Source organism: Micromonospora sp. NPDC093277 (genome assembly GCF_044765245.1).
Lineage (GTDB): Bacteria > Actinomycetota > Actinomycetes > Mycobacteriales > Micromonosporaceae > Micromonospora.
The window spans coordinates 468,469-488,242 of record NZ_JBIWJO010000001.1 but is presented as its reverse complement, the minus strand read 5'-3'; the positions used below and the strand labels follow the sequence as shown (position 1 = coordinate 488,242).

At 72.5% G+C, this 19,774-nt stretch carries 20 protein-coding genes; 11 read left to right on the top strand and 9 right to left on the bottom strand.

Annotated features, from left to right (window positions below; translation table 11 throughout):
• Positions 1–9: 9 nt before the first annotated feature.
• Positions 10–609: a 5-bromo-4-chloroindolyl phosphate hydrolysis family protein gene (locus tag ACIRG9_RS02190; protein ID WP_402848856.1), complete on the bottom strand. Its 600-nt coding sequence runs from the start codon at positions 607–609 to the stop codon at positions 10–12.
• On the bottom strand, positions 606–2,234 hold the full coding sequence (locus tag ACIRG9_RS02185) for a VWA domain-containing protein (protein ID WP_402848853.1): 1,629 nt from the start codon (positions 2,232–2,234) through the stop codon (positions 606–608). Before ACIRG9_RS02185 ends, ACIRG9_RS02190 begins: the two co-directional genes overlap by 4 nt.
• Positions 2,235–2,361: 127 nt before the next feature.
• On the opposite strand from ACIRG9_RS02185, the gene ACIRG9_RS02180 reads away from it, so the two are divergent.
• Positions 2,362–3,195: an aldo/keto reductase gene (locus ACIRG9_RS02180; RefSeq protein WP_402850209.1), complete on the top strand. Its 834-nt coding sequence runs from the start codon at positions 2,362–2,364 to the stop codon at positions 3,193–3,195.
• A gap of 1 nt (position 3,196) precedes the next feature.
• Here the strand turns inward: ACIRG9_RS02180 and ACIRG9_RS02175 are convergent, their stop codons facing one another.
• A complete protein-coding gene (locus ACIRG9_RS02175; protein WP_402848851.1) occupies positions 3,197–4,033 on the bottom strand; it encodes a helix-turn-helix transcriptional regulator in 837 nt (278 codons plus the stop codon).
• Positions 4,034–4,136: 103 nt separating this feature from the next.
• Between ACIRG9_RS02175 and ACIRG9_RS02170 the strand changes: the two genes are divergently transcribed.
• Both ACIRG9_RS02170 and ACIRG9_RS02165 read left to right on the top strand, forming a co-directional pair.
• Positions 4,137–4,883 (top strand): SDR family oxidoreductase, encoded by a 747-nt coding sequence (locus tag ACIRG9_RS02170; RefSeq protein ID WP_402848848.1) that lies wholly within the window; start codon positions 4,137–4,139, stop codon positions 4,881–4,883.
• A 71-nt stretch (positions 4,884–4,954) separates the two neighbouring features.
• Entirely contained in the window at positions 4,955–5,938 is a 984-nt protein-coding gene (locus tag ACIRG9_RS02165; protein ID WP_402848845.1) for an aldo/keto reductase, read from the top strand.
• Between the two features lie 48 nt (positions 5,939–5,986).
• Here ACIRG9_RS02165 and ACIRG9_RS02160 read toward each other — a convergent pair whose 3' ends face one another.
• Positions 5,987–6,487: a GNAT family N-acetyltransferase gene (locus ACIRG9_RS02160; protein ID WP_402848842.1), complete on the bottom strand. Its 501-nt coding sequence runs from the start codon at positions 6,485–6,487 to the stop codon at positions 5,987–5,989.
• A 146-nt stretch (positions 6,488–6,633) separates the two neighbouring features.
• Between ACIRG9_RS02160 and ACIRG9_RS02155 the strand changes: the two genes are divergently transcribed.
• Genes ACIRG9_RS02155 through ACIRG9_RS02145 form a run of 3 tightly spaced genes read left to right on the top strand, consistent with a single transcriptional unit; the run spans position 6,634 to position 9,077 of the window.
• Positions 6,634–7,188: an NADPH-dependent FMN reductase gene (locus tag ACIRG9_RS02155; protein ID WP_402848840.1), complete on the top strand. Its 555-nt coding sequence runs from the start codon at positions 6,634–6,636 to the stop codon at positions 7,186–7,188.
• A 24-nt stretch (positions 7,189–7,212) separates the two neighbouring features.
• On the top strand, positions 7,213–8,226 hold the full coding sequence (locus ACIRG9_RS02150; RefSeq protein ID WP_402848838.1) for an ATP-binding cassette domain-containing protein: 1,014 nt from the start codon (positions 7,213–7,215) through the stop codon (positions 8,224–8,226).
• Positions 8,223–9,077 carry an ABC transporter permease gene (locus tag ACIRG9_RS02145; protein ID WP_402848835.1) on the top strand — a complete coding sequence of 285 codons (855 nt, stop codon included), beginning with the start codon at positions 8,223–8,225 and terminating at the stop codon, positions 9,075–9,077. Before ACIRG9_RS02150 ends, ACIRG9_RS02145 begins: the two co-directional genes overlap by 4 nt.
• A gap of 175 nt (positions 9,078–9,252) precedes the next feature.
• Here ACIRG9_RS02145 and ACIRG9_RS02140 read toward each other — a convergent pair whose 3' ends face one another.
• A complete protein-coding gene (locus tag ACIRG9_RS02140; RefSeq protein WP_402848832.1) occupies positions 9,253–9,603 on the bottom strand; it encodes a winged helix-turn-helix transcriptional regulator in 351 nt (116 codons plus the stop codon).
• A gap of 52 nt (positions 9,604–9,655) precedes the next feature.
• On the opposite strand from ACIRG9_RS02140, the gene ACIRG9_RS02135 reads away from it, so the two are divergent.
• The gene (locus ACIRG9_RS02135) at positions 9,656–10,540 is read left to right on the top strand and encodes an NAD(P)-dependent oxidoreductase (protein WP_402848830.1); all 885 of its coding nucleotides are present in this window, start codon (positions 9,656–9,658) and stop codon (positions 10,538–10,540) included.
• 72 nt (positions 10,541–10,612) lie between these two features.
• Here the strand turns inward: ACIRG9_RS02135 and ACIRG9_RS02130 are convergent, their stop codons facing one another.
• The gene (locus ACIRG9_RS02130) at positions 10,613–13,870 is read right to left on the bottom strand and encodes an ATP-binding protein (RefSeq protein ID WP_402848827.1); all 3,258 of its coding nucleotides are present in this window, start codon (positions 13,868–13,870) and stop codon (positions 10,613–10,615) included.
• Positions 13,871–14,170: 300 nt separating this feature from the next.
• Between ACIRG9_RS02130 and ACIRG9_RS02125 the strand changes: the two genes are divergently transcribed.
• Complete coding sequence (locus ACIRG9_RS02125) at positions 14,171–14,491, top strand: GYD domain-containing protein (RefSeq protein ID WP_402848825.1); 321 nt, start codon at positions 14,171–14,173, stop codon at positions 14,489–14,491.
• Here the strand turns inward: ACIRG9_RS02125 and ACIRG9_RS02120 are convergent.
• Genes ACIRG9_RS02120 through ACIRG9_RS02110 form a run of 3 tightly spaced genes read right to left on the bottom strand, consistent with a single transcriptional unit; the run spans position 14,470 to position 17,101 of the window.
• Complete coding sequence (locus ACIRG9_RS02120; protein WP_402848822.1) at positions 14,470–15,087, bottom strand: hypothetical protein; 618 nt, start codon at positions 15,085–15,087, stop codon at positions 14,470–14,472. The genes ACIRG9_RS02125 and ACIRG9_RS02120 overlap by 22 nt on opposite strands.
• Positions 15,088–15,137: 50 nt before the next feature.
• Positions 15,138–16,448 carry a sensor histidine kinase gene (locus tag ACIRG9_RS02115; RefSeq protein WP_402848820.1) on the bottom strand — a complete coding sequence of 437 codons (1,311 nt, stop codon included), beginning with the start codon at positions 16,446–16,448 and terminating at the stop codon, positions 15,138–15,140.
• Positions 16,445–17,101 (bottom strand): response regulator transcription factor, encoded by a 657-nt coding sequence (locus tag ACIRG9_RS02110; protein WP_402848817.1) that lies wholly within the window; start codon positions 17,099–17,101, stop codon positions 16,445–16,447. Before ACIRG9_RS02110 ends, ACIRG9_RS02115 begins: the two co-directional genes overlap by 4 nt.
• Before the next feature lie 131 nt (positions 17,102–17,232).
• On the opposite strand from ACIRG9_RS02110, the gene ACIRG9_RS02105 reads away from it, so the two are divergent.
• The 3 genes from ACIRG9_RS02105 to ACIRG9_RS02095 are packed head-to-tail and all read left to right on the top strand — an operon-like array spanning position 17,233 to position 19,699.
• On the top strand, positions 17,233–17,787 hold the full coding sequence (locus ACIRG9_RS02105) for a hypothetical protein (RefSeq protein ID WP_402848815.1): 555 nt from the start codon (positions 17,233–17,235) through the stop codon (positions 17,785–17,787).
• On the top strand, positions 17,784–19,007 hold the full coding sequence (locus tag ACIRG9_RS02100; protein ID WP_402848812.1) for a peptidoglycan-binding protein: 1,224 nt from the start codon (positions 17,784–17,786) through the stop codon (positions 19,005–19,007). The genes ACIRG9_RS02105 and ACIRG9_RS02100 overlap by 4 nt, the downstream gene beginning before the upstream one ends.
• On the top strand, positions 19,004–19,699 hold the full coding sequence (locus ACIRG9_RS02095; protein WP_402848809.1) for an ABC transporter ATP-binding protein: 696 nt from the start codon (positions 19,004–19,006) through the stop codon (positions 19,697–19,699). The genes ACIRG9_RS02100 and ACIRG9_RS02095 overlap by 4 nt, the downstream gene beginning before the upstream one ends.
• Positions 19,700–19,774: the final 75 nt, after the last annotated feature.

Here is a 19,774-nt window from a genome sequence, read left to right as displayed (position 1 = left end):
GTGACTCCTTCATCGGCCCAGTTCGGGCAGGCTCGGTGGGGCGACGGTGTCCAGGTTCGCGGTGTACTGCGCGATGTCGCCCTGGTTGATCAGCCGGACGCTCTCCAGCGCGAAGTCGGCGAAGCGCCGGAACGCCTCCTCACCGTCGTGGCGCAGGCGCTCCGGGTCGCGGTAGAGCACCGGCTGACGCTGGATGTCCAGGTACTGCCGGACGACGCCGTCGAGGCTGCGCAGGTGCCCGCCCATCCGGGACGCCGTGGAGTAGAGGCTGTCCGGTGAGTGGTCGCGGACCCGGTCGAACAGCTCCGGGACGTACCGGCAGGCGTCCTCCAGGGCGCGGCGGGCCTCCGGCTGGCGCACGTCCCGAGCGAGCCGCTCGATGCCGCGCAGCACCCGCAGCGCCTCGTCGACCCGGTCACGGGCCTCGTCGGCGTAGCTGTCCTGCTGGGCCCGGACGGCGGTGCGGTCGTCGAGCATCAGGTAGAGCCCGAGCGCGACGGCGGCGGCGAGCAGCGGCGACCAGAGCAGGCTGCCGGTGAACGCGAAGACCAGCGCGAAGGTGCCGACGGCGGCGGCCAGCGCGATTGGTGCGGCCAGGCGGTGCCTCACTTGTAGCCCGCCGCCTGCCGCAGGGCCGCCACCAGGTCGTCCTGCCGGACGAAGGTGCCGTTGGTGGCCTCGGCCACCTCCTTGAGCTGGGTCGGGTCGGCGTCCCGGCCGAAGGCGATCGCGACCACCGGTACGCCAGCCGATCGCAGCGCGGCGACGGCGGGGTCGTGCCGCCGGGTGTCGGACTGTCCGTCGGTCATCAGCACGACCAGCCGCTTGCGGTCGCCGTGCTGGGGGCGGGCGAGCTCGTCGGCCGCGCGGATCAGGCAGGCGTACATGTCGGTGCCGCCGTCGGGGCGGTAGCCGGTGACCTTGCGGGCCAGGTCGCGCAGCGCGGCCGGGTCGTTGCCCTGGACCGTCCAGGGGCTGCCGCCGGTGATGTCGCCGTTGAAGACGCTGACCGTGGTGTTGTCCTCGGGGTGGGTCTGCAGGAAGTTCAGGGCCGCCTGGTCGGGGTCGAAGACCTGCCCGGCGGCGGCCTGGACGCCCTTCCAGCCGTCGTTGTCGGCCATCGAGCCGCTGCCGTCGAGGCAGTAGTGGACGGCGACCGGCCGGCGGTAGCGGGTCTGGTAGCGGTCCAGCGCCGCCTGGATGACCGTCGCGGCCGGGAACTGGATGGCCTGCTCGTTGATGGTGCCCTGGATGCCCCAGGCCGGGTTGAAGACGTTCGGGTCGGGCTTGTCGAGGGTGAGCCCGACGCCGGTGGCCGGCCGGCGGCCCAGCTTGAGCAGCGCGGCCTGCGCGTCCGCGTCCTTGAGCAGGTGGTTCTGCAGCTCGCTGAAGATCTGGTGAGCGTTGTCGTTGCCGGCCTGCGGCAGGAAGCCCAGCGGGGCGTCGCTGACCGCCAGGGATCCCCGGGGGTAGGCCACCAGCAGCGGTTCCTTGCCGGCCTTGACCAGCTCGGCGTTGCGCTCGATGACCAGGTCCTCGTAGGTGAACATGGCCCGGCACTGGTCGGGGTGGGCCAGGCAGTCGGTCATCAGGGTGCCGGTGGAGGGTGGGGTCTGGTCCATCGCCTTGACGAAGCGGCTGACGCCCTGCTCGACGGCGGGCGAGTCGAGCTGTTGCTGGGTCAGTGGCGTGCCGGGGCCGTTGCCGGCGAAGTAGTTGAGGAAGCCGAAGAGCACGGTGGCGCCGGAGTTGGACTGGGTGGGGTTGGTGATCCACACCTTGGTCCGGCCCGACTCGACGGCGCGCAGAATGTCGGCGATCGGGACGTCGGAGCGGCCGGCGAAGCCGAGCTTGTCCATCTCGGAACGCCAGGCGGCGAAGACCACCGGGGTGAGGAACATCGGTTGGACGTCGCGCAGCGTGCTGGCCCGGTCGCCCAGCTGGAGGAAGACGCTGGAGGCGAACCAGTACGCGTCGTAGTCGGTGCTGCCGGCGGTGAGCAGCCGGGCCTGGTCCACCGAGCCCTTGAAGGTGACGTCGCAGCGGTAGTGGTGGCTGTCGCACCAGGGCTTGACGATCGTTTCGACGACGCTCTGCTGTTCGCTGCCGGCGACCATCCGCAGGGTGCCGCTGGTCGGCGCGCCGCTCCGATCTTTCGTCGGCTCGTTCGTCGTGCAGCCGGTGAGCAGCACCGCAACTGCCGCGATCAGCGTCGGGAGTCTTCTGGCCCGCACCTGTACCTCGTTCCTGTCCTGTCGAGGACCCATCCGGATCGAGGTCTTGGTAGCAGGGGTGAACCAACCAGATAGCCAACCTTGGGTGAACTTCAGGTGTCATGATCGAGGCGTGAACTCCGTTCCCATGATCGCCTTCAATGACGGCAACCGGATCCCGCAGCTCGGCTTCGGCGTGTTCCAGATCGAGCCGAAGGACACCGCCCGGGCGGTCGGCACCGCCCTCGAGGTCGGCTACCGGCACATCGACACCGCCGAGATGTACGGCAACGAGGCCGAGGTGGGGCAGGCGATCCGGGCCGCCGGACTGGACCGCGGCGAGGTCTTCGTCACCAGCAAGCTGAACAACGGCTTCCACCGCCCCGACGACGCCCGCCGGGCGTTCGAGTCGACGTTGCAGGCGCTGAAGTTCGACTACCTCGACCTGTTCCTGATCCACTGGCCGCTGCCGACCCGGTACGACGGCGACTTCGTCTCCACCTGGAAGGTGCTGGAGGAGTTCCAGCGCGACGGCCGGGCGAAGTCGATCGGCGTGTCGAACTTCCAGGTGCCGCACCTGCAGCGGCTCGCCGCCGAGGCGGAGCTGACACCGGCGGTGAACCAGGTGGAGGCGCACCCCTACTTCGGCAACGACGAGGTGCGCGCGTACGGCGCGACGCACAACATCCTCACCCAGGCGTGGTCGCCGATCGCGCAGGGCAGGGTGCTCGACGACCCGACGATCGTCGACATCGCCGACGAGGTCGGCCGCACCCCGGCCCAGGTCGTGCTGCGCTGGCACGTGCAGCGCGGCGACATCGTCTTCCCGAAGTCGACCACCCCGAAGCGGGTCGAGGAGAACTTCCAGATCTTCGACTTCGAGCTCGACGACGCCACGATGGACCGGATCCGCAGCCTGGACCGGGGCGAGGACGGCCGGCAGGGTCCGAACCCGGACACCTTCGACTACGTCCCGAGCTGACCTAACGCGAGATGCGCTCGCCGATCCGGCGGAAGGCCGCCTGGGTCGGCGAGCCCGGCTCAGGGACGTAGACGATCAGCCGCTGGTCGGTCTCGGGCACGTGCAGCACCCGGCACTCGAACTCCAGCGGGCCCAGCTCGGGGTGCTCGACCCGCTTGACGGTGGGGCGACGCTCCCCCACCTCGTGTTCGGCCCACAGCTCGACGAACCGTGGCGAGGTCCCGAGCAGCTCGGTCACCAGCGCGGATATCGCCGGGTCGGCGGGGTAGCGGCCGTACGCGGCGCGCAGGTCGGCCATCGTGGTACGGGCGAAGCGCAGCGTCTCCGGATCGTCCCAGTACGAGTGCGGGACCTGCCGCCCGAACATCCGGCGGACCATGTTGCGTTCCTCCGCGGGCACCGCCGACAGTTCGCCGACGAACCAGGTGGCCAGCCGGTTCCACGCCAGCACCTCGTACGCGGCGTCGACCAGGTAGGCCGGCGTCTCCGTCATCACGTCCAGCAGGTGTCGCAGCCCCGGCGGCACCTGTCGGCTCGGTCCGACCGGCTCCGGCGGGCTCTCCCCGGCGATCCGGAACAGGTACGCCCGCTCGTCGCGGCTGAGCAGCAGTGCCCGGGCCAGTGCGGCGAGCACCTGACGGGACGGGTGTGGGCCCCGCCCCTGTTCCAGCCGGATGTAGTAGTCGATGGACATGCCCGCGAGTTGGGCGACCTCCTGCCGGCGCAGGCCCGGCGTGCGGCGGCGTACCCCCTCGGGAAGGCCGACCTCGGCGGGGCGCAACCGGGCGCGGCGGGTACGCAGGAAGCCGGCCAGTTCGTCGCGGCGCAGCGTGGTCATGCCGTCCAGCCTGCCGCAACCCCGCCGGTCCAGGGTGGTACCGCCGGTACCAGCCTCGGCGCGCCTCTCCCGGTCGTCCGGTGCCGGCAGCAGGCTCGTTGCCATGACGACGATCGCCCTGATCACCGGGGCCAACAGGGGAATCGGGCTGGCCACCGCCCGGCAGCTCGGCGCGCACGGGTGGACGGTGTTGCTCGGCGCGCGGGACGCCGCGCGGGGCCGCGAGGCGGAACGCGCGCTGCGCGCCGAGGGCACGGACGCCCGGTTCGTGCCGCTGGACGTCACCGACGGCGCGTCGGTCGCGGCCGCCGCCGAGCTGGTCGAGCGGGAACACGGTCACCTGGACGTGCTGGTCAACAATGCTGGCATCGTCCGGGCGGATGGATCGGCGCTGCCCAGCGAGACCACCCTCGGCACGCTGCGCGAGGTGTTCGAGACGAACGTGTTCGGCGTGGTCGCGGTGACCAACGCCTTCCTGCCGCTGCTGCACAAGGCCCCGGCCGCCCGGATCGTGAACGTCTCCAGCGAGGTCGGCTCGATCGCGGTGATGACCGACCCGCAGGGTGCCCTGTTCGAGCTGACGTCGGTGCCGTACCCGTCGTCGAAGGCGGCGCTGAACATGGTCACCGCTATGTACGCCAAGGAGCTGCGGGACACTCCGATCAAGGTGAACGCGGCCAATCCCGGCTACTGCGCGACCGACTTCAACAACCACTCCGGTTTCCGGACGGCGGAGGAGGGCGCGGAGGTCAGCGTGCACCTGGCGACACTGTCGGCGGACGGGCCGAGCGGGCTGCTGTGGGGCTACCAGATGGACGCCGGCGGCGGCTACGGGACGCTTCCGTGGTGAGGGCTTGACTTCGAGCGCGCTCGAAGGTCGAAGGTGGTCGGTGTCCGGCTCTCATTCCACGGGGAGGAACCATGAGATACCGCACCATCGGCACCGACCCGGCGACCCGTCGCGAGGTCAGCGTGCTCAGCCTCGGCGCGATGCTCTTCGGCACCGCCACCGACGAGGCCACCTCGTACGCCATCCTCGACCGGTACGTCGAGGCGGGCGGCACCTTCATCGACACCTCGGACAACTACGCGTTCTGGCAGAACGGGGGCCAGGGCGGGGAGAGCGAGGAACTGCTCGGCCGCTGGCGGCGCAGCCGCGGCGTCGGCGCCGAGGTGGTCATCGCCACCAAGCTTGGCGCGCGGCCCCTCGCCCCGGGTACCAGCTATGTGGACAATCCGGAGGGACTGTCGGCGAAGGTGATCCGCGAGTCGGCCGAGCGCAGCCGGGACCGGCTCGGCGTGGACCGGCTGGACCTGCTCTACGCGCACATCGAGGACCGGACCGTGCCGCTGCAGGAGACCGTGGAGGGGTTCGCGGAGCTGGTCGGCGAGGGCTCGGTCGGGCTGCTGGGCGCGAGCAACCACCGCGCCTGGCGGGTGGAGCGGGCCCGGACCATCGCCGCCGCGGCCGGCCTGCCCGGGTACGAGGTGCTGCAGTATCACCGCAGCTATCTGCCCAGCCGGGTCGACCTGCCGATCGAGCTTGACCCGGACGGCGACGTCGGCTGGGTCGGCCCGGACCTGGCCAGCTACCTGCGGGCCGAGCCGCAGCTCGCGCTGGTCGCGTACTCGCCGCTGCTGAAGGGCGGGTACTCCCGGCCGGAGCGGCTGGGCGTCGAGTACGACCTGCCGAGCACCCCGGCCCGGCTGGCGGCGCTGCGGGCGGTGGCGGCGGAGACCGGCGCGACGGTCAACCAGGTGGTGCTGGCCTGGCTGATGGGCGGGGACATCCCGGCGATCGCCCTGGTCGGCGCGTCGTCGGTGGCGCAACTCGACGAGAGCCTGGCGGCGGTGGACCTGGCGCTGACGTCGGAGCAGCGCGTCCGGCTCGACGCGGCCCGCTGACCCGCCGGTCCCGGCGCGGCGGCCTCCGGGGTCGTCGCGCCGGGACCGTCACCCAGTCAGGTCGACCCGCCAGTCGTTGGAGCGCATCCGGTGCCCCGGCGGATATTCGAACTCGGTCTCACCGAGCAGCGTGAAGCCCGCCTTGCGGCAGACGGCGTTGGACGCCGGGTTGTCGACCGACGGGTAGGCGTGCGCGGCGCACCGGTCGCCGCGCGTCGCGGCCTCCGCGATCACCACACGCACCGCCGCGGTGGCCAGCCCCCGCCCCTGGTACGCGGGCAGGATCGCCCAGCCCATCTCGTACACCTGCTCGCCGCGCCAATCCCGTTCCCAGAAGCCGACGCTGCCCACCTTCTCCCCGCCGGGGAGCACCACGGTGTACATGTGCCCGCTGCGCGGCCCCGGGCCGGCCAGGTACCGCTCGTGGCGGGCGGCCACCTCCTCGTCGGTCTCCGGCCCGCCGGTGTGCTCGCGCACGTCGTGGCTGTTGAGCTGCCGCAGCAGCTCCAGATCGTCGCTGCTCCATCGCGCGACGCGCACCTCGGTCATGCTTCTCCCTCACTCCGGCGGTGATTCAAGCAGCCACCACCGACACTCCGGTCCTCCTTCCGCGGCTCCGCCAGATCTCATCTAGCGGCTGCCCGCTGTTGTCTCGCGCCTGATGGGTGAGGCCTGACGCAGCCGGGGGAGGGAACATGGCACCGCTACAGCTCGCCGTGATCATCGGCAGCACCCGCGAGGGGCGGTTGGGCGACCGGATCGGCCGCTGGTTCGCCGACCAGGCGCGGCAGCGCGACGACCTGGCGGTGGCGGTGGTCGACCTGGCCGCGTACGACTTCCCCGCCAGCTACCCCGCCGAGCCCACGGCGAGCATGCGGTCGTTCGCCGAGCAGGTGAGCCGGGCGGAGGCCTTTGTCGTGGTCACCCCCGAGTACAACCACAGCTTCCCGGCCTCGTTGAAACAGGCGATCGACTACGCGTACGACGAGTGGCAGGCCAAGCCGGTCGGCTTCGTGTCGTACGGCTGCCGTTCGGTCGGCCTGCACGCGGTCGACCAGCTCCGGACGGTCTTCACCGCCCTGCACGCCGTGACGGTTCGCGACTTCGTCGGCGTCGATCTGCTCTGCGGTGAGCCGACGCCGCAGGGCGAGGACCAACTGCGCCAGGACGCTCGAGTGCTCCTCGACGAGCTCTGCTGGTGGGGTCTGGCGCTGCGCGAGGGCCGGGCCGCGCGCCCGTACGTCTCCTGAAGATCGATGAGGAAGGTAGTGATCATGGGTAAACGGAACACCGGCCTGGCCGTCGAGGCCGACGGTCTGGTCCGGTCGTTCGGCGCGACCCGCGCGCTCGGCGGCCTGGACCTCCAGGTCCCGGCCGGCACCGTCTACGGGTTGCTCGGCCCGAACGGCGCCGGCAAGACCACGGCGGTGCGGGTGCTGGCCACGCTGCTGCGGCCCGACGGTGGGCGGGCGCGGGTCTTCGGCCACGACGTCGTGAGCGAGGCGGACGCGGTACGCGCCCGGGTCAGCCTGACCGGCCAGTACGCCTCGCTGGACGAGGACCTGACCGGGATGGAGAACCTGGTCCTGCTGGGACGCCTGCTCGGGCTGCCCAAGCCGGCGTCCCGGACGAGGGCGGAGAGCCTGCTCGCCGCGTTCGGCCTGACCGAGGCGGCGGGGCGCCAGGTGAAGAAGTACTCGGGCGGGATGCGGCGGCGGATCGACATCGCGGCGAGCATCCTCAACACCCCGGACCTGCTCTTCCTGGACGAGCCGACCACCGGGCTGGACCCGCGCAGCCGCAACCAGGTGTGGGAGATCATCCGGGCGGTGGTGGCGCATGGCACCACGGTGCTGCTGACCACGCAGTACCTGGACGAGGCCGACCATCTCGCCGGCCGCATCGCGGTGATCGACCACGGCAAGGTGATCGCCGAGGGCACCCCGGGCGAACTGAAGTCGTCCGTCGGCTCCGGCACCGTCCACGTGCGGCTGCGCGACGCGGGCCAGCGGCCGGAGGCCGAGAAGCTGCTCCAGGCGGCGCTGGGCGTGCCGGTGCAGCTGGAAGCGGATCCGGTCGCGATGACGGCCCGGGTCGGCGAGGAGGGCACCGACCTGGAGGCCAACGAGCAGGCGGCTCGGGCGCTCGGGGAACTGGCCCGCGCCGGCATCGTCGTCGACGACTTCTCCCTCGGCCAGCCAAGCCTGGACGAGGTGTTCCTGGCTCTCACCGACCACCCCGCCGTCGCGGCCGACGAGCGGGACGACAAGCTGGAGGCAGCCCGATGAGCGACACCGCGACCACCAGCGAGCGGGCACCGTCCGTCTACGTACCGTCGGCCGAGGCGTTGGCGACGGTCCTCGCGCCGGGTGCCCGGCCACCGAGGCCGGGCGCGCTGTCGGCGTCGCTCACGTTCGGCTGGCGGGCGCTGTTGAAGATCAAGCACGTGCCGGAGCAGCTGTTCGACGTGACCGCGTTCCCGATCATCATGGTGCTGATGTTCACCTACCTGTTCGGCGGTGCGCTCGCCGGCAGCCCGCGGGACTACCTGCAGTTCTTCCTGCCCGGCATCATGGTGACCAGCGTCGTGATGATCACCATGTACACCGGTGTCGGCCTCAACAACGACATCGAGAAGGGCGTCTTCGACCGGATCCGGACGCTGCCGGTCTGGCGGCCGGCCGCGCTGGTCGGGATGATCTTCGGTGACGTGCTGCGTTACATCCTCGCCGCGGTGGTCATCCTCGGCGTCGGGCTGGCGCTCGGGTTCCGGCCCGACGGTGGGCCGCTCGGGGTGCTGGCCGGCATCGGCCTGCTGGTGGTCTTCTCGTTCGCGTTCTCCTGGGTCTGGACGTTCTTCGGCCTGGTGCTGCGCAGCGAGAAGTCGGTGATGGGGGTCAGCATGATGGTGCTGTTCCCGTTGACCTTCCTGAGCAACGTGTTCGTCAACCCGAGCACCATGCCGGGCTGGCTGCAGGCGTTCGTCAAGGTCAACCCGGTCACCCACCTGGTGGCCTCGGTACGCGCGGCGATGGCCGGCTCGCCCGACGCGACGAACACGATGTGGCTGCTGCTGTGGAGCGCCGGGTTCGTGGTGGTCTTCGGCACGCTGACGATGTACCGCTACAACCGCCGCTGACCTCCCGGCTGATGACGGGCGCCCTGGACCGGGGCGCCCGTCGTCCGTCCTCTGGGGAGCTGCCACGGTAGCCACCTTTTTGTGGGTACTTGGCGGCGGTCGACGGCGAGACCAAGCTGGTCATGAGCGGTCGGGGGACCGCCGGTGACAGGGATGAGGCGGAGGTGGCGATGGTTCAGGACGCCGGTCGGGTGTTGGTGAGCATCGCCAGGCGGCGGTGGCCCCAGTCGGAGAGGGGCGCCAACGCCTCGGAGAGCTCACGGCCGAACGCGGTCAGGGTGTATTCGGTCCTCAGCGGCAGCACGTCGTGCACCTCCCGGTGCACCAGCCCGTCGGCCTCCATCTCCCGGAGGGCCTGAGTCAGCACCTTCTCGGTGAGGCCGGGCAGGCTCCGGCGCAGTTCTCCAGGGCGGCGCGGGCCGGATTCGAGCAGCCAGAGGAGAACCGTCTTCCACTTGCCGTCGATCACGGCGATCGCGGCGGTCACTCCACACACGTTCGGGTCCTGGGCACGCCTGCGCGTCATCTCTGCCCCATTCGTCACTAGATGCTGGTATTCGCCCATGAGGAGTTGAACCATGTCCTCGGACACCGAAAAGTCTGTCACCGTGCTCGGACTGGGCCCGATGGGACAGGCGCTGGCCGGCGCCTTCCTGGACGCTGGCGCGCGGACCACGATCTGGAACCGGACACCCGGCCGAGACCGCGAACTGGTCGAGCGGGGTGCGGTCGGCGCCGAATCGGCAGAGGAGGCTGTCGCCGCGAGCGGGTTGGCCGTGATCTGCGTGGTGAACTACGACGCCAGCGACGCCATCCTCCGCAAGGAGGCGGTCACCGACGGGCTCAAGGGACGCGCGGTGGTGAACCTGACCGCCGACACGCCGGGCCGGGCCCGGGACACCGCCGACTGGGCGGCCGCCCACGGCATCGGCTACCTGGACGGCGCGGTCATGACCCCGGCCCCGACCATCGGGACGCCGGCCGGGGTCTTCATCCATAGCGGCCCGAAGGAGCTCTACCAACAGCACCGGCCGATGCTGGACGGGCTGGGCGGCAGCCACACCCACCTCGGGGAGGAGATCGGCCGGGCGGCCACGTACGACATCGCGCTGCTCGACATCTTCTGGACCGCGATGGCGGGCTACGTGCACGCCCTGGCAGTGGCCCGGGCCGAGGGTGTCACCGCACGTGAGCTGGCGCCGTTCGCCAAGGGCATCGGCGCGATCATCCCGCCGCTCTTCGAACAGTTCGCCGAGGACGTGGCGGACGGGACCTACTCCGGTGAGATCAACCCAATTACCTCGGCCGCGTCGTCGATGGCCCATATCGTCCACGCCTCCGAGGCGCACGGTATCGACGCTGGCGTGATGCGCGCGGCGGAGGGCTTGGCCCGCCGCACGATCGGGCTGGGCCACGGCACGGACGGGTTCAGCCGGATCGCCGAGGTCCTGGGACGCCGCTGACCGCCCCCGTCGACCACCTGCGTACTCGGACAGGTCGATCATGCCGGGCCCTGGCAGCCTGCGTGCCACCACCTACAAGCGCCAGGGTGGCGGCTCGGGCGGCAGGTAGCGGCAGGAGCTGCCGGTGGAGACGGTGACGCGCAGGTGGTCGGCGAGCGCCGGGTGCCGGTCGTCGAGACGGCGCAGGGTGTCGCGGATCCGGGCGGTGACCGCTTTGCGGGCCCGTTCGGCCTCGTCGCCGAGCCGGCGGCTGCGGCCGGCCAGCCCGGCTGCGGCGCGTAGCTCGTCCAGCAGCGCGGCACGCTCGGCGTCGAGGGCCGCCACCTTCGTCTCGTCGCCGCGTCCGGCGGCCCGGTCGATCTCGTCGTCGAGCCGTTGCAGGTGGCGCCGGTAGCGGGCCTTGGCCTCGTCGTCGAGGACCGGGTCGCCGCCGAGGCGCCGGGCGGCGACCAGTTCCGGCCCGGCGGCGGGGTCGAGCAGCTCGACCGCGGGCACGTCGACGCCCGGGCGGCTCAGCAGCAGGCGCAGGTCGTGCAGGCCCTTGGCGTCGGGCAGGTGCACCACGGTGCCGGCGTACGCGAGCCGCCACACGGCGCCGTCGCGACGGAACTCGTGGTCGGCGACCGGAGCCGCGCCGGGCGCCCCCGGCATGGCAACAGCAGTGGCGACCGGGTGACCCGGCCGGGGCGTGGCCGCCGACGAGCCGTCCCCGGCGCCGGCCGGGTCGGTGGTGTCGTGCGCGGCCGGTACGCCCAGCCGGTGCAGCACCTGCGTCATGCCGAGCGCCCGCGCCTCGGCCACCGTGGCGGCGCTCAGCTCGGCGGCAGCCTCCCTGTCGCCCGGACGGCCGCGCCCAGCCAGGGCGTCCACCAGCGCCGCGCGGCTGATCAGCGACCACGGCCGGGCGCCCATCCGGTCGGCGGCGCGGCGGGCCGCCTCGAACCCGGCGATCGCGTCGTCCCAACGCTCCTCGGCCGCGTCGACGACGGCCAGCCAGTGATCGACCGCGCCACCGATGTCGCAGCCGAACAGTGCGGCCATCCACTGGCCGCGGTGTGGTGCCAGCGCCTCTCGCACCGGCGCGCACAGGCCCGGGTCGCGGGCCGCGGCGGCGGCCTGCGCGCGCAGGCGCAGCCACAGCGGGGACATCGCCCGGGCGTAGGTCGTGCCGGCGGCCTCGATGCCGGCGGTCAGCCGCGCGGCCGTGTCGCCGTCGCCCCGCTCGGCGGCGGTGATCGCCCGGATCAGCTCCAGGTGGGACCAGTTCGTCGGGTCCAGCCCGTCGAGCAGTGTGTCGATCTCGTCGAACCGTCCCTGCAGCAGCAGCCGCGCCCAGCGCAGATGGTGGCGGATGAACGCGTGGTCGGAGTGCTCCCACTCGCCGAAGTCGGCCAGCTCGGCGAAGGACCGGTCGGCCTCGGCGAAGTCGCCCCGGAATCCGGCGATGATGCCGCCGTCGATGGCCGCGGCCATCCGGTGTCGGGCCACGTCGCCGTCCCGGCCGGCCGTGACGAACGCGGTGAGCTCCTGGTGGTAGCGGGGGTCTCCGAGTTCCAGCAGCGCGACCCAGCGCAGCGAGGTCGACCACAGCTCGGTCTCCCGGTCGCCGGTGCGGCGGGCCACGTCGCGGATCTCGGCGGTGAGCGCGGCCCGGTCGGCGGCGGTGCCGAGCCCCCAGGTGGTGTCGTGGCGGGCCCACAGGCTGAAGGTGAGAGCCTCGTCGTCGCGGCCGCGGCGGGCGAGCGTCTCGGTGGCGGTGATGAGGTCGGCGACGACGGTGCTGAGCGGCGGGCTGCCCTCGGGTTCGCCGATGAGCCGCCGGTACGCCTCGCGCAGCAGCTCCTCCGCGTCGCTGAGCTGACCGGTGAAGGCCCGGTGCCGGTGGACACTGAGCGCGACCCGGGCCAGCACCACCGGATCGTCGAGGGTGAGGGCGAGCGCCGCGGCGTCGGCGAGCAGCCGCTGGGCCTCGTCACCGATGACGTGGAGCAGCAACTGGGCGAGCTCGACCATGATCCTGACCCGTTGGGCCGGCTCCTCGGCCACCTCCAGCGCGCGGCGGAAGTGCAGGGCCGATTCCTCCACGGCCAGCCGGCCGCCCGCGTCCCGGGCGGCGGCCACCAGCAGGTCGGCGGCCCGGGACGGGTCGAGGTCGGCACCGGCGAGCCAGGCGTGGCGGGCCAGGTCGGCGGGGATCAGCCGGTCGGCGAGTGCCGCCGCGTGGTCGACGGCCCGGACGACAGTGGTGTGCCGGGCGCGGCGCTCGTCGTCGGGCAGCCCGTCGTAGATGGTTTCCCGGACCAGGTCGTGGGCGAAGGCGAACCGGCCGCCGCCCCGGGAGAGGACGAGCCGGGCGGTCACCGCACGGTCGAGGAGCCGGTCGGCCTGCGCCGCCGGGGTGGGTACGCAGGCGGCCAGGACCTGGCGGTGGAAGTGGCGACCGAGCACGGCGGCGACGGTGAGCGCCTCGACCACCGGGCCGGGCAGTTGGGCCAGCCGCCGCCGCACGGCCTCCCGTACGCCGGGGGCGATGGTGCTGACCTGGCCGTCGGCGCGCCACAGCCGGGCGGTCTCCTCGACGAAGAACGGGTTGCCGCCGGTGCGCCGGTGCACCTCGTCGATGAGACCGGCGTCGGGCTCGCTCCCCGCCGTGCGGGTCATCAGCGCGGCCACCTCGTCGCGGGACAGCCCGGTGAGGGTGATGGTGGTGGCCTTCGCGGTCAGCGGCATCAGCAGCGGGCGCAGCCGGTGGTCGCCGGACTCGACCTCCGCGTCGCGGTAGGTGCCGATCAGCAGCAGTCGTTCGAACCAGGTGTGCTGGGTGGCGAACTGCAGCAGCCGCATCGAGGCGGGGTCGGCCCAGTGCAGGTCGTCGAGGACGACCACAACCGGCCGGCGTTGGGAGGCCGCGACCAGGGCGGTGGTCACCGCGTCGTGAAGGGCGAACTCCTCCCGGTCCCCGTCGTCCCCGCCATCGGTCGCGACGTCGCCGCCGGCGGTCTCGCCGAGCAGCACCGCGAGCCCGGGCCCGGCGGCCTCCCCGGCCAGGGCCCAGTCGTCGGAAGAGCGGCGCAGGCCGCGCAGCACCTGCACCCACGGCCAGTAGCCGGGCGCGCTGTCGGAATCCCAGCAGGCGGCGCCGAGTACGAGGGCACCCCGCCGCCGGGCCTCCTCCGCCGCCGCGGTCACCAGCGTGGTCTTGCCGATGCCGGGCTCCCCGGCGACCAGGACGAGGCCCCCATGGCTCGCGGCCACCCGGTCGACCTCGGCGCGCAGCAGCCCGGCGGGGTGCTCCCGCCCGATGATCGCCTCGCCGAACTGCGGCTCCATGAGGCTCCGAACGGTAGCGGAACGGTCCGACAAGAAGCGTGACGACTAGGCGCGCGCGTGACGGGTACGCGCTCCGCATGGGTAGTCACAAGGCGAACAAGCACGACCCCGGCGGCGAATCGGCGCGCGCAGGGCGGAATCCCGGCAGCGGGGCTCGGGGCCGGCAGGGCTCCGAGGTCGAACGTGCCCCGGACCGGCGACACCTGCGGGCCGCGACCGGGACCTCGGGCACCGAGCGTGACCACGGCCGGGCCAGGGTCGAGCGCGGCGAGCGGGTCCAACGCCAGGGAACCCGCTGAGATGCCGAAATTCCTGTTGGAGTCGACCTTCACCACCGACGGGGTCAGAGGGCTGGTCAACGATGGTGGTTCCAAGCGCGCCGAGGTGATCCGAAGCACCGTCGCGGCCATCGGCGGCCAGACCGAGTCCGTGCACTTCTCGTTCGGGAAGTACGACACCTACGTGGTGTGCGACCTGCCGGACCACAAGACGGCAGCCGCGCTGACCGTCGCCGTGCGGGCGGCGGGCGGGGTCCAGACGCGTGTCACCCCGCTGCTGACACCGGAGGAGGTCGACGAGGCGACCGGGATGAGGTTGACCTACCAGGCCCCGGGTAAGTGAGCGCCATCCGGATTCTGCGCAGGGCCCTTCACTGGTGTAAGCCGGTGTCCGCCTCCCACAGGACTGCGTCGGGCGCGTCGAGCCAGAACCGATGGGTGCCGGTTTCGGTGACGGTCGCCGACCTGGATCGCGCCGCCGGCCAGCGGGGTCACCACCGGGAAGTGGTGGTGCAGGCTCGCCAGGGTCGCCCAGTGGCTGCCGTCCGGGCGGGCGGCGGCGAACCCGTCGTGCAGGTCGTCGTCGCTCCGGTAGCGGATGGCGTGCAGGGTGAGCGCCGCGCCGAACCGGTCCGCCCGGCCCTCGATCTGGACGGGCGTGCTCCAGGCGGCGGGTGAGTTCGCCGACCAAAAGGCGAGCCAGGCGACGAGCCGGTCGTGGAAGTCGGCCTGGAGACGGGCCGGTGCCGGGCCGCCGCCCGGCGCGTGGAGCAGGGCCGAGCCGATCCGGTCCCGGGTGAGCAGCGGGGTTGCGGCGTGGGTGGGGCTCGCCGCGGCGGCGGTCGAGGTGGCGGCCAGGCCGGTCACGGTGACCGCCGAGGCCGCCGCCGCGCCGGCGAGGAGTCGCCGGCGCGGGAGCGGGTGTTGGTTGTGGTTCATCGCCGGCCTTTCGTCGACGGCAGTGCCTCGACGCTATCGACCAGAAGTGATCAGTTGAATGCGCTGTGTGACGGGAGGTTGGCAGTGCTGTCGGTGATCGACGGTGGCGTGAATCGGTGTTCCTGTGGCAGCGACAGTTGCGCCGGAACGCTCGCGTTCAGGGGCGGCAGGACCACGGTCACGACGAGTCCGCCGCCGTTTCGGGGGTAGGCGTGCACGGCGCCGCCGTGCGCCTGGGCCACCGCCCGCACGATCGACAGGCCGAGCCCGAAACCGCGCCCCGCACCGGCCCGGTCGCGATCGCCGCTCGGCCGGGGGGCGGCCACCCGCTCGTGGCGTAGCCGCCGGAACGGTTGGAAGATCGTCTCGATGTCGTAGCTGGGCACCACGGGTCCGGTGTTGGCGACCACCAGGGTGGCCCGGCCCTCGACGATTCCGGTGCTCACCTCGATCTCGCCGCCGGCCGGCAGGTTGTGCCGGACCGCGTTCTCCATCAGGTTCTGCGTCAGCCGCTCCAGCAGCACGGGGTCGCCGGCCGTGGGCGCGGGCGCGAGTTGCCGGCGTACGGTCAGCTCCGCCGCACCGGCGGCCGTCTGGTCGAGGACGTGGCCGGCGATCTCCGCGAGGTCCACCGGCGTACGCTCGACCACCTGCTGCTCCGAGTCGGCGAGAGTGAGCAGCCCGTCGATGAGCCGCTCGTGGCGTTCGTTGATCGCCAGCAGGGTCTCGCCGAGCTGCCGCAGCTCGGCCGGGGCGCCCGGCCGGGACATCGCCACCTCCAGCAGCGACCGGTTGAGCGCCAGTGGGGTACGCAGCTCGTGCGACGCGTTCGCCACGAACCGCCGCTGGCCGTCGAAGGACCGGTCGAGCCGCTCCAGCATCAGGTCGAACGTGTCGGCCAGCTCCTTCACCTCGTCCCGGGGACCGTGCAACGCGATCCGCTCGTGCAGGCCCCGCCCGGCCGCGCCGACGGCGGCGATCCGCCGGGCGGTGCCGGTGATCTGGTGCAGCGGTTGCAGCGCCCGCCCGGCGATCAACCAGCCGAAGCCGAGCGCGACCGCCGAGATCAGCAGCAACGCGAGGCCACCCTGGGTGAGCAGCGACTCCAGGGCGGTCCGTTTGGCCTCGTCCTGGGCCGCCTGGAGCAGGACTCGCACCTGCTCGGCCGCGCCGGCCGGGTTGGGCGTCCTGCCCAACGGGGACGTCTGGACGACCTTGCCCTGGGCGAAGACACCGTTCAACGGCTGCCGCAGCCGCTGGTCGACCAGCACGTACGTGACGCCGAGCAGGATGGTGCCGGCGAGCAGCAGGAGACCGCCGTGGACCAGGGTCAGGCGCGCGCGGATGGTCAGTCGCTTCACCGGATCTGATACCCCACTCCCGGCACCGTCTCGACCACCTGCGGGTCGCCGAGTTTGCGGCGCAGCTTCATCACGGTCACCCGTACCACGTTGGTGAACGGGTCGATGTGCTCGTCCCAGGCCCGCTCGAGCAGCTCCTCGGCGGAGACCACCGCCCCGCCGGCGCGTACCAGCTCCGCCAGCACCGCGAACTCCTTGCGGGACAGCGCGACGTACCGGCCGTCGCGGTAGACCTCCCGCCGGGCCGGGTCGACCACGATGCCGGCCCGGCTCAGTTTCGGCGGGACCGCCGGCCGGGCGCGCCGGCCCAGCGCGTGCACCCGGGCCGACAGTTCGACCAGCGCGAACGGTTTGACCAGGTAGTCGTCGGCGCCGAGGGCCAGGCCGGCCACCCGGTCGCGTACCGCGGCGGCGGCGGTCAGCATCAGCACCCGCGTCTCGCCGCCGCCGTCCACCACCGCCCGGCAGACGTCGTCGCCGTGCACCACCGGCAGGTCCCGGTCGAGCACCACGACGTCGTAGTCGGTGACTCCGAGCCGTTCCAGCGCGGCGTCACCGTCGTACGCGACATCCACCGCGAACGACTCCCGGCGCAGCCACTCGGCGATGGAGTCGGCCAGCAGCGTCTCGTCCTCGACCACAAGCACTCGCACCGTCCCATGGTGCCCCGGCCTCGGGTAACGCCGCCGTTAACGCCGGCGGTTACGCCCCGGATACCGCCGCTGCGGTCAACTCGTCCCTATCGGCCGGCGATCCGCGCCGGCCCTGCGGAAGGAGTCGTGTCATGCGCCTACGGGCGTCAAGATCACTGCTCGTCCTGCCCCTGCTGCTCGGGCTCTCGATCACCGGCTGCGCGCGTACGGACCAGGACGGCGATCAGGTGGCCACGGCCGGCGGCGGCGGTGCCACTGCCTCGCCCAGTGCCAGCGTGATGCAGGTCAGCGACGAGGACCGGCAGCGCGAGTTCGCCAAGTGCATGCGGGAGAACGGGATGCCCGACTTCCCGGACCCGGAGCCCGGCGGGGGCGGCGGATTCCGCGTCAAGATCCCGGCCGGGCAGGACCGGGACAAGGCGCAGGCGGCCATGGAGAAGTGCCGCGACCTGATGCCCAACGGGGGCAAGCAGGTCAAGCTCGACCCGGAGCAGGTGGAGAAGGTGCGCCAGCTCGCCAAGTGCATGCGGGAGAACGGGGTGCCGAACTTCCCGGACCCGGGCCCGGACGGCGCCATCGAACTCAAGGGCGACGCCGGCTTCGACCCGCAGAGCCCGTCGGTGCAGGCCGCGCTGGAGAAGTGCCGGCAGGACGGTGCGCCGATGATCATGAAGAGGACTCAGTGAGCACGACAAGTGAGCGGGATCTGCGGGCCCCGCAGTCGCGAACCGAGACGGACAGCGTGAGCGCCGGCACCACCGCGCCGGCCGAGGCGGCGTCCGCCGCAACCGCGCCGGCCGGCACGGCACCGTCGGACGGCGGGCGGAAGCGTCGCCGCCGTCGCGGCCGTACCTCGCTGGTGGTCGCCTCCGCGGTGGTGGTCGCCGCCGCCGCGGGGGCCGCGGTCGCGGTCGGGGCCGACGGACGCAACGGGGGTACGGCGGCCAGCGGTGGGCTGCCGCCGGCGACCGCCCAGGTCAACCGGCAGACCCTGGTCGACTCGGAGAGCTTCGACGGGGAACTCGGCTACGGCGCCACGCACAGCGCGACGCCGCGCACGGGCGGCACCCTCACCTCGCTGGCCGCCACCGGCGGCCAGGTGACCCGGGGCAAGCCGCTGTTCGCGGTCGACAACGCCAAGGTGGTGCTGCTGTACGGTTCGCTGCCGGCGTACCGGACACTGGGGCCCGGCATGTCCGGCGCCGACGTGCGGCAGTTCGAGACGAACCTGAAGGCGCTGGGCTACACCGGGTTCACCGTCGACGACGACTACACGTCGGCCACCGCGGACGCGGTGCGGCACTGGCAGGAGGACCTGGGCCTGCCCGAGACCGGGCGGGTCGAGCTGGGCCGGGTGGTCTACGCCGACGGGGCGGTCCGGGTGGACAGCCACAAGGCGGACCTCGGCGACCCGGCGCAGCCCGGCCAGGCGGTGCTCACCTACACGGGCACCGCCCGGGTGGTGACGGTCTCCCTCGCCGTGGACGACGAGCGGCTGGCGAAGCGGGGCGCCAAGGTGAGCGTCTCGCTGCCCAACGGCAAGGACGTCCCCGGCACGATCACCGGCACCGAGACGGTGATCGAGGCCGGCAGCGGCGGGGCGGGCGGTTCCAGCGATCCGGAGACCAAGATCGAGGTCACCGTGACGGTGGCCGACCCGAAGGCGTTGACCGGCTTCGAGCAGGCCTCGGCCAAGGTGGCGTTCACCGCCGCCGAGCGCAAGGACGTGCTCACCGTGCCGGTCGCCGCGCTGCTGGCGCTCGCCGAGGGCGGGTACGGCGTGCAACTGGTCGAGGGCTCCTCCACCCGGATCGTCGCCGTCGAGACCGGGCTGTTCGCGTCCGGCCGGGTGGAGGTCTCCGGTGCCGACCTCGCCGAGGGGGCGACGGTGGGGATGCCGACGTGACCGGTGACGCGGTTGTCGAGCTGGCCGAGGTGAGCAAGGTCTACCCCGGCGGCGTACGAGCGGTCGACGGAGTCTCGCTGACCATCGGATACGGCGAGCTGGTCGCCATCGTCGGCCCCTCCGGGTCGGGCAAGTCGACCATGCTGCACCTGATCGGCACCCTGGACCGACCCTCCTCGGGCCGGGTACGCATCGACGGGTACGACGTGGCGGACCTCGCTGACCGGCAGCTCTCCGCGCTCCGGTCGTCCCGGATCGGCTTCGTCTTCCAGCAGTTCCACCTGGCCGCGAACGTGCCGGTGCGGGACAACGTGGCCGACGGGCTGCTCTACTCGGGCGTACCCCTGCGGGAGCGGCGGCGGCGCGCGGAGGCCGCGCTGGTCCGGGTCGGGTTGGGACACCGGCTCGACCACCGGCCGCACGAGCTGTCCGGCGGCGAGCGGCAGCGGGTGGCGATCGCCCGCGCGGTCGTGGGTGCGCCCGCGCTGCTGCTCGCCGACGAGCCGACCGGCAACCTGGACTCCGCGTCCGGTGCCGGGGTGCTGGCGTTGCTGCGCGAGCTGCACGAGGCCGGGACCACCATCGTGGTGATCACCCACGACCTGGAGATCGCGGCCGAGCTGCCCCGGCGGGTGCAGATGCGGGACGGCCGGATCGTGGCCGACCAGCGTTCCCTGGGGGTGCCGGCATGAGCGAGCGCAGCGAGCGAATCAGACAGCTCGGCGCAGTGGTGCCTCATGGCGTCGGCGAGCGAAGCGAGGCGACGG

Bases quoted from the DNA above. Each gene is read 5' to 3' on its own strand.
- ACIRG9_RS02145 (WP_402848835.1), top strand. From the start codon at position 8,223: ATGAGCGACACCGCGACCACCAGCGAGCGGGCACCGTCCGTCTACGTA.
- ACIRG9_RS02175 (WP_402848851.1), bottom strand. From the start codon at position 4,033: ATGACCACGCTGCGCCGCGACGAACTGGCCGGCTTCCTGCGTACCCGC.
- ACIRG9_RS02105 (WP_402848815.1), top strand. From the start codon at position 17,233: ATGCGCCTACGGGCGTCAAGATCACTGCTCGTCCTGCCCCTGCTGCTC.
- ACIRG9_RS02125 (WP_402848825.1), top strand. From the start codon at position 14,171: ATGCCGAAATTCCTGTTGGAGTCGACCTTCACCACCGACGGGGTCAGA.
- ACIRG9_RS02160 (WP_402848842.1), bottom strand. From the start codon at position 6,487: ATGACCGAGGTGCGCGTCGCGCGATGGAGCAGCGACGATCTGGAGCTG.
- ACIRG9_RS02155 (WP_402848840.1), top strand. From the start codon at position 6,634: ATGGCACCGCTACAGCTCGCCGTGATCATCGGCAGCACCCGCGAGGGG.
- ACIRG9_RS02165 (WP_402848845.1), top strand. From the start codon at position 4,955: ATGAGATACCGCACCATCGGCACCGACCCGGCGACCCGTCGCGAGGTC.
- ACIRG9_RS02180 (WP_402850209.1), top strand. From the start codon at position 2,362: ATGATCGCCTTCAATGACGGCAACCGGATCCCGCAGCTCGGCTTCGGC.
- ACIRG9_RS02135 (WP_402848830.1), top strand. From the start codon at position 9,656: ATGTCCTCGGACACCGAAAAGTCTGTCACCGTGCTCGGACTGGGCCCG.
- ACIRG9_RS02120 (WP_402848822.1), bottom strand. From the start codon at position 15,087: ATGAACCACAACCAACACCCGCTCCCGCGCCGGCGACTCCTCGCCGGC.
- ACIRG9_RS02140 (WP_402848832.1), bottom strand. From the start codon at position 9,603: ATGACGCGCAGGCGTGCCCAGGACCCGAACGTGTGTGGAGTGACCGCC.
- ACIRG9_RS02150 (WP_402848838.1), top strand. From the start codon at position 7,213: ATGGGTAAACGGAACACCGGCCTGGCCGTCGAGGCCGACGGTCTGGTC.
- ACIRG9_RS02170 (WP_402848848.1), top strand. From the start codon at position 4,137: ATGACGACGATCGCCCTGATCACCGGGGCCAACAGGGGAATCGGGCTG.
- ACIRG9_RS02130 (WP_402848827.1), bottom strand. From the start codon at position 13,870: ATGGAGCCGCAGTTCGGCGAGGCGATCATCGGGCGGGAGCACCCCGCC.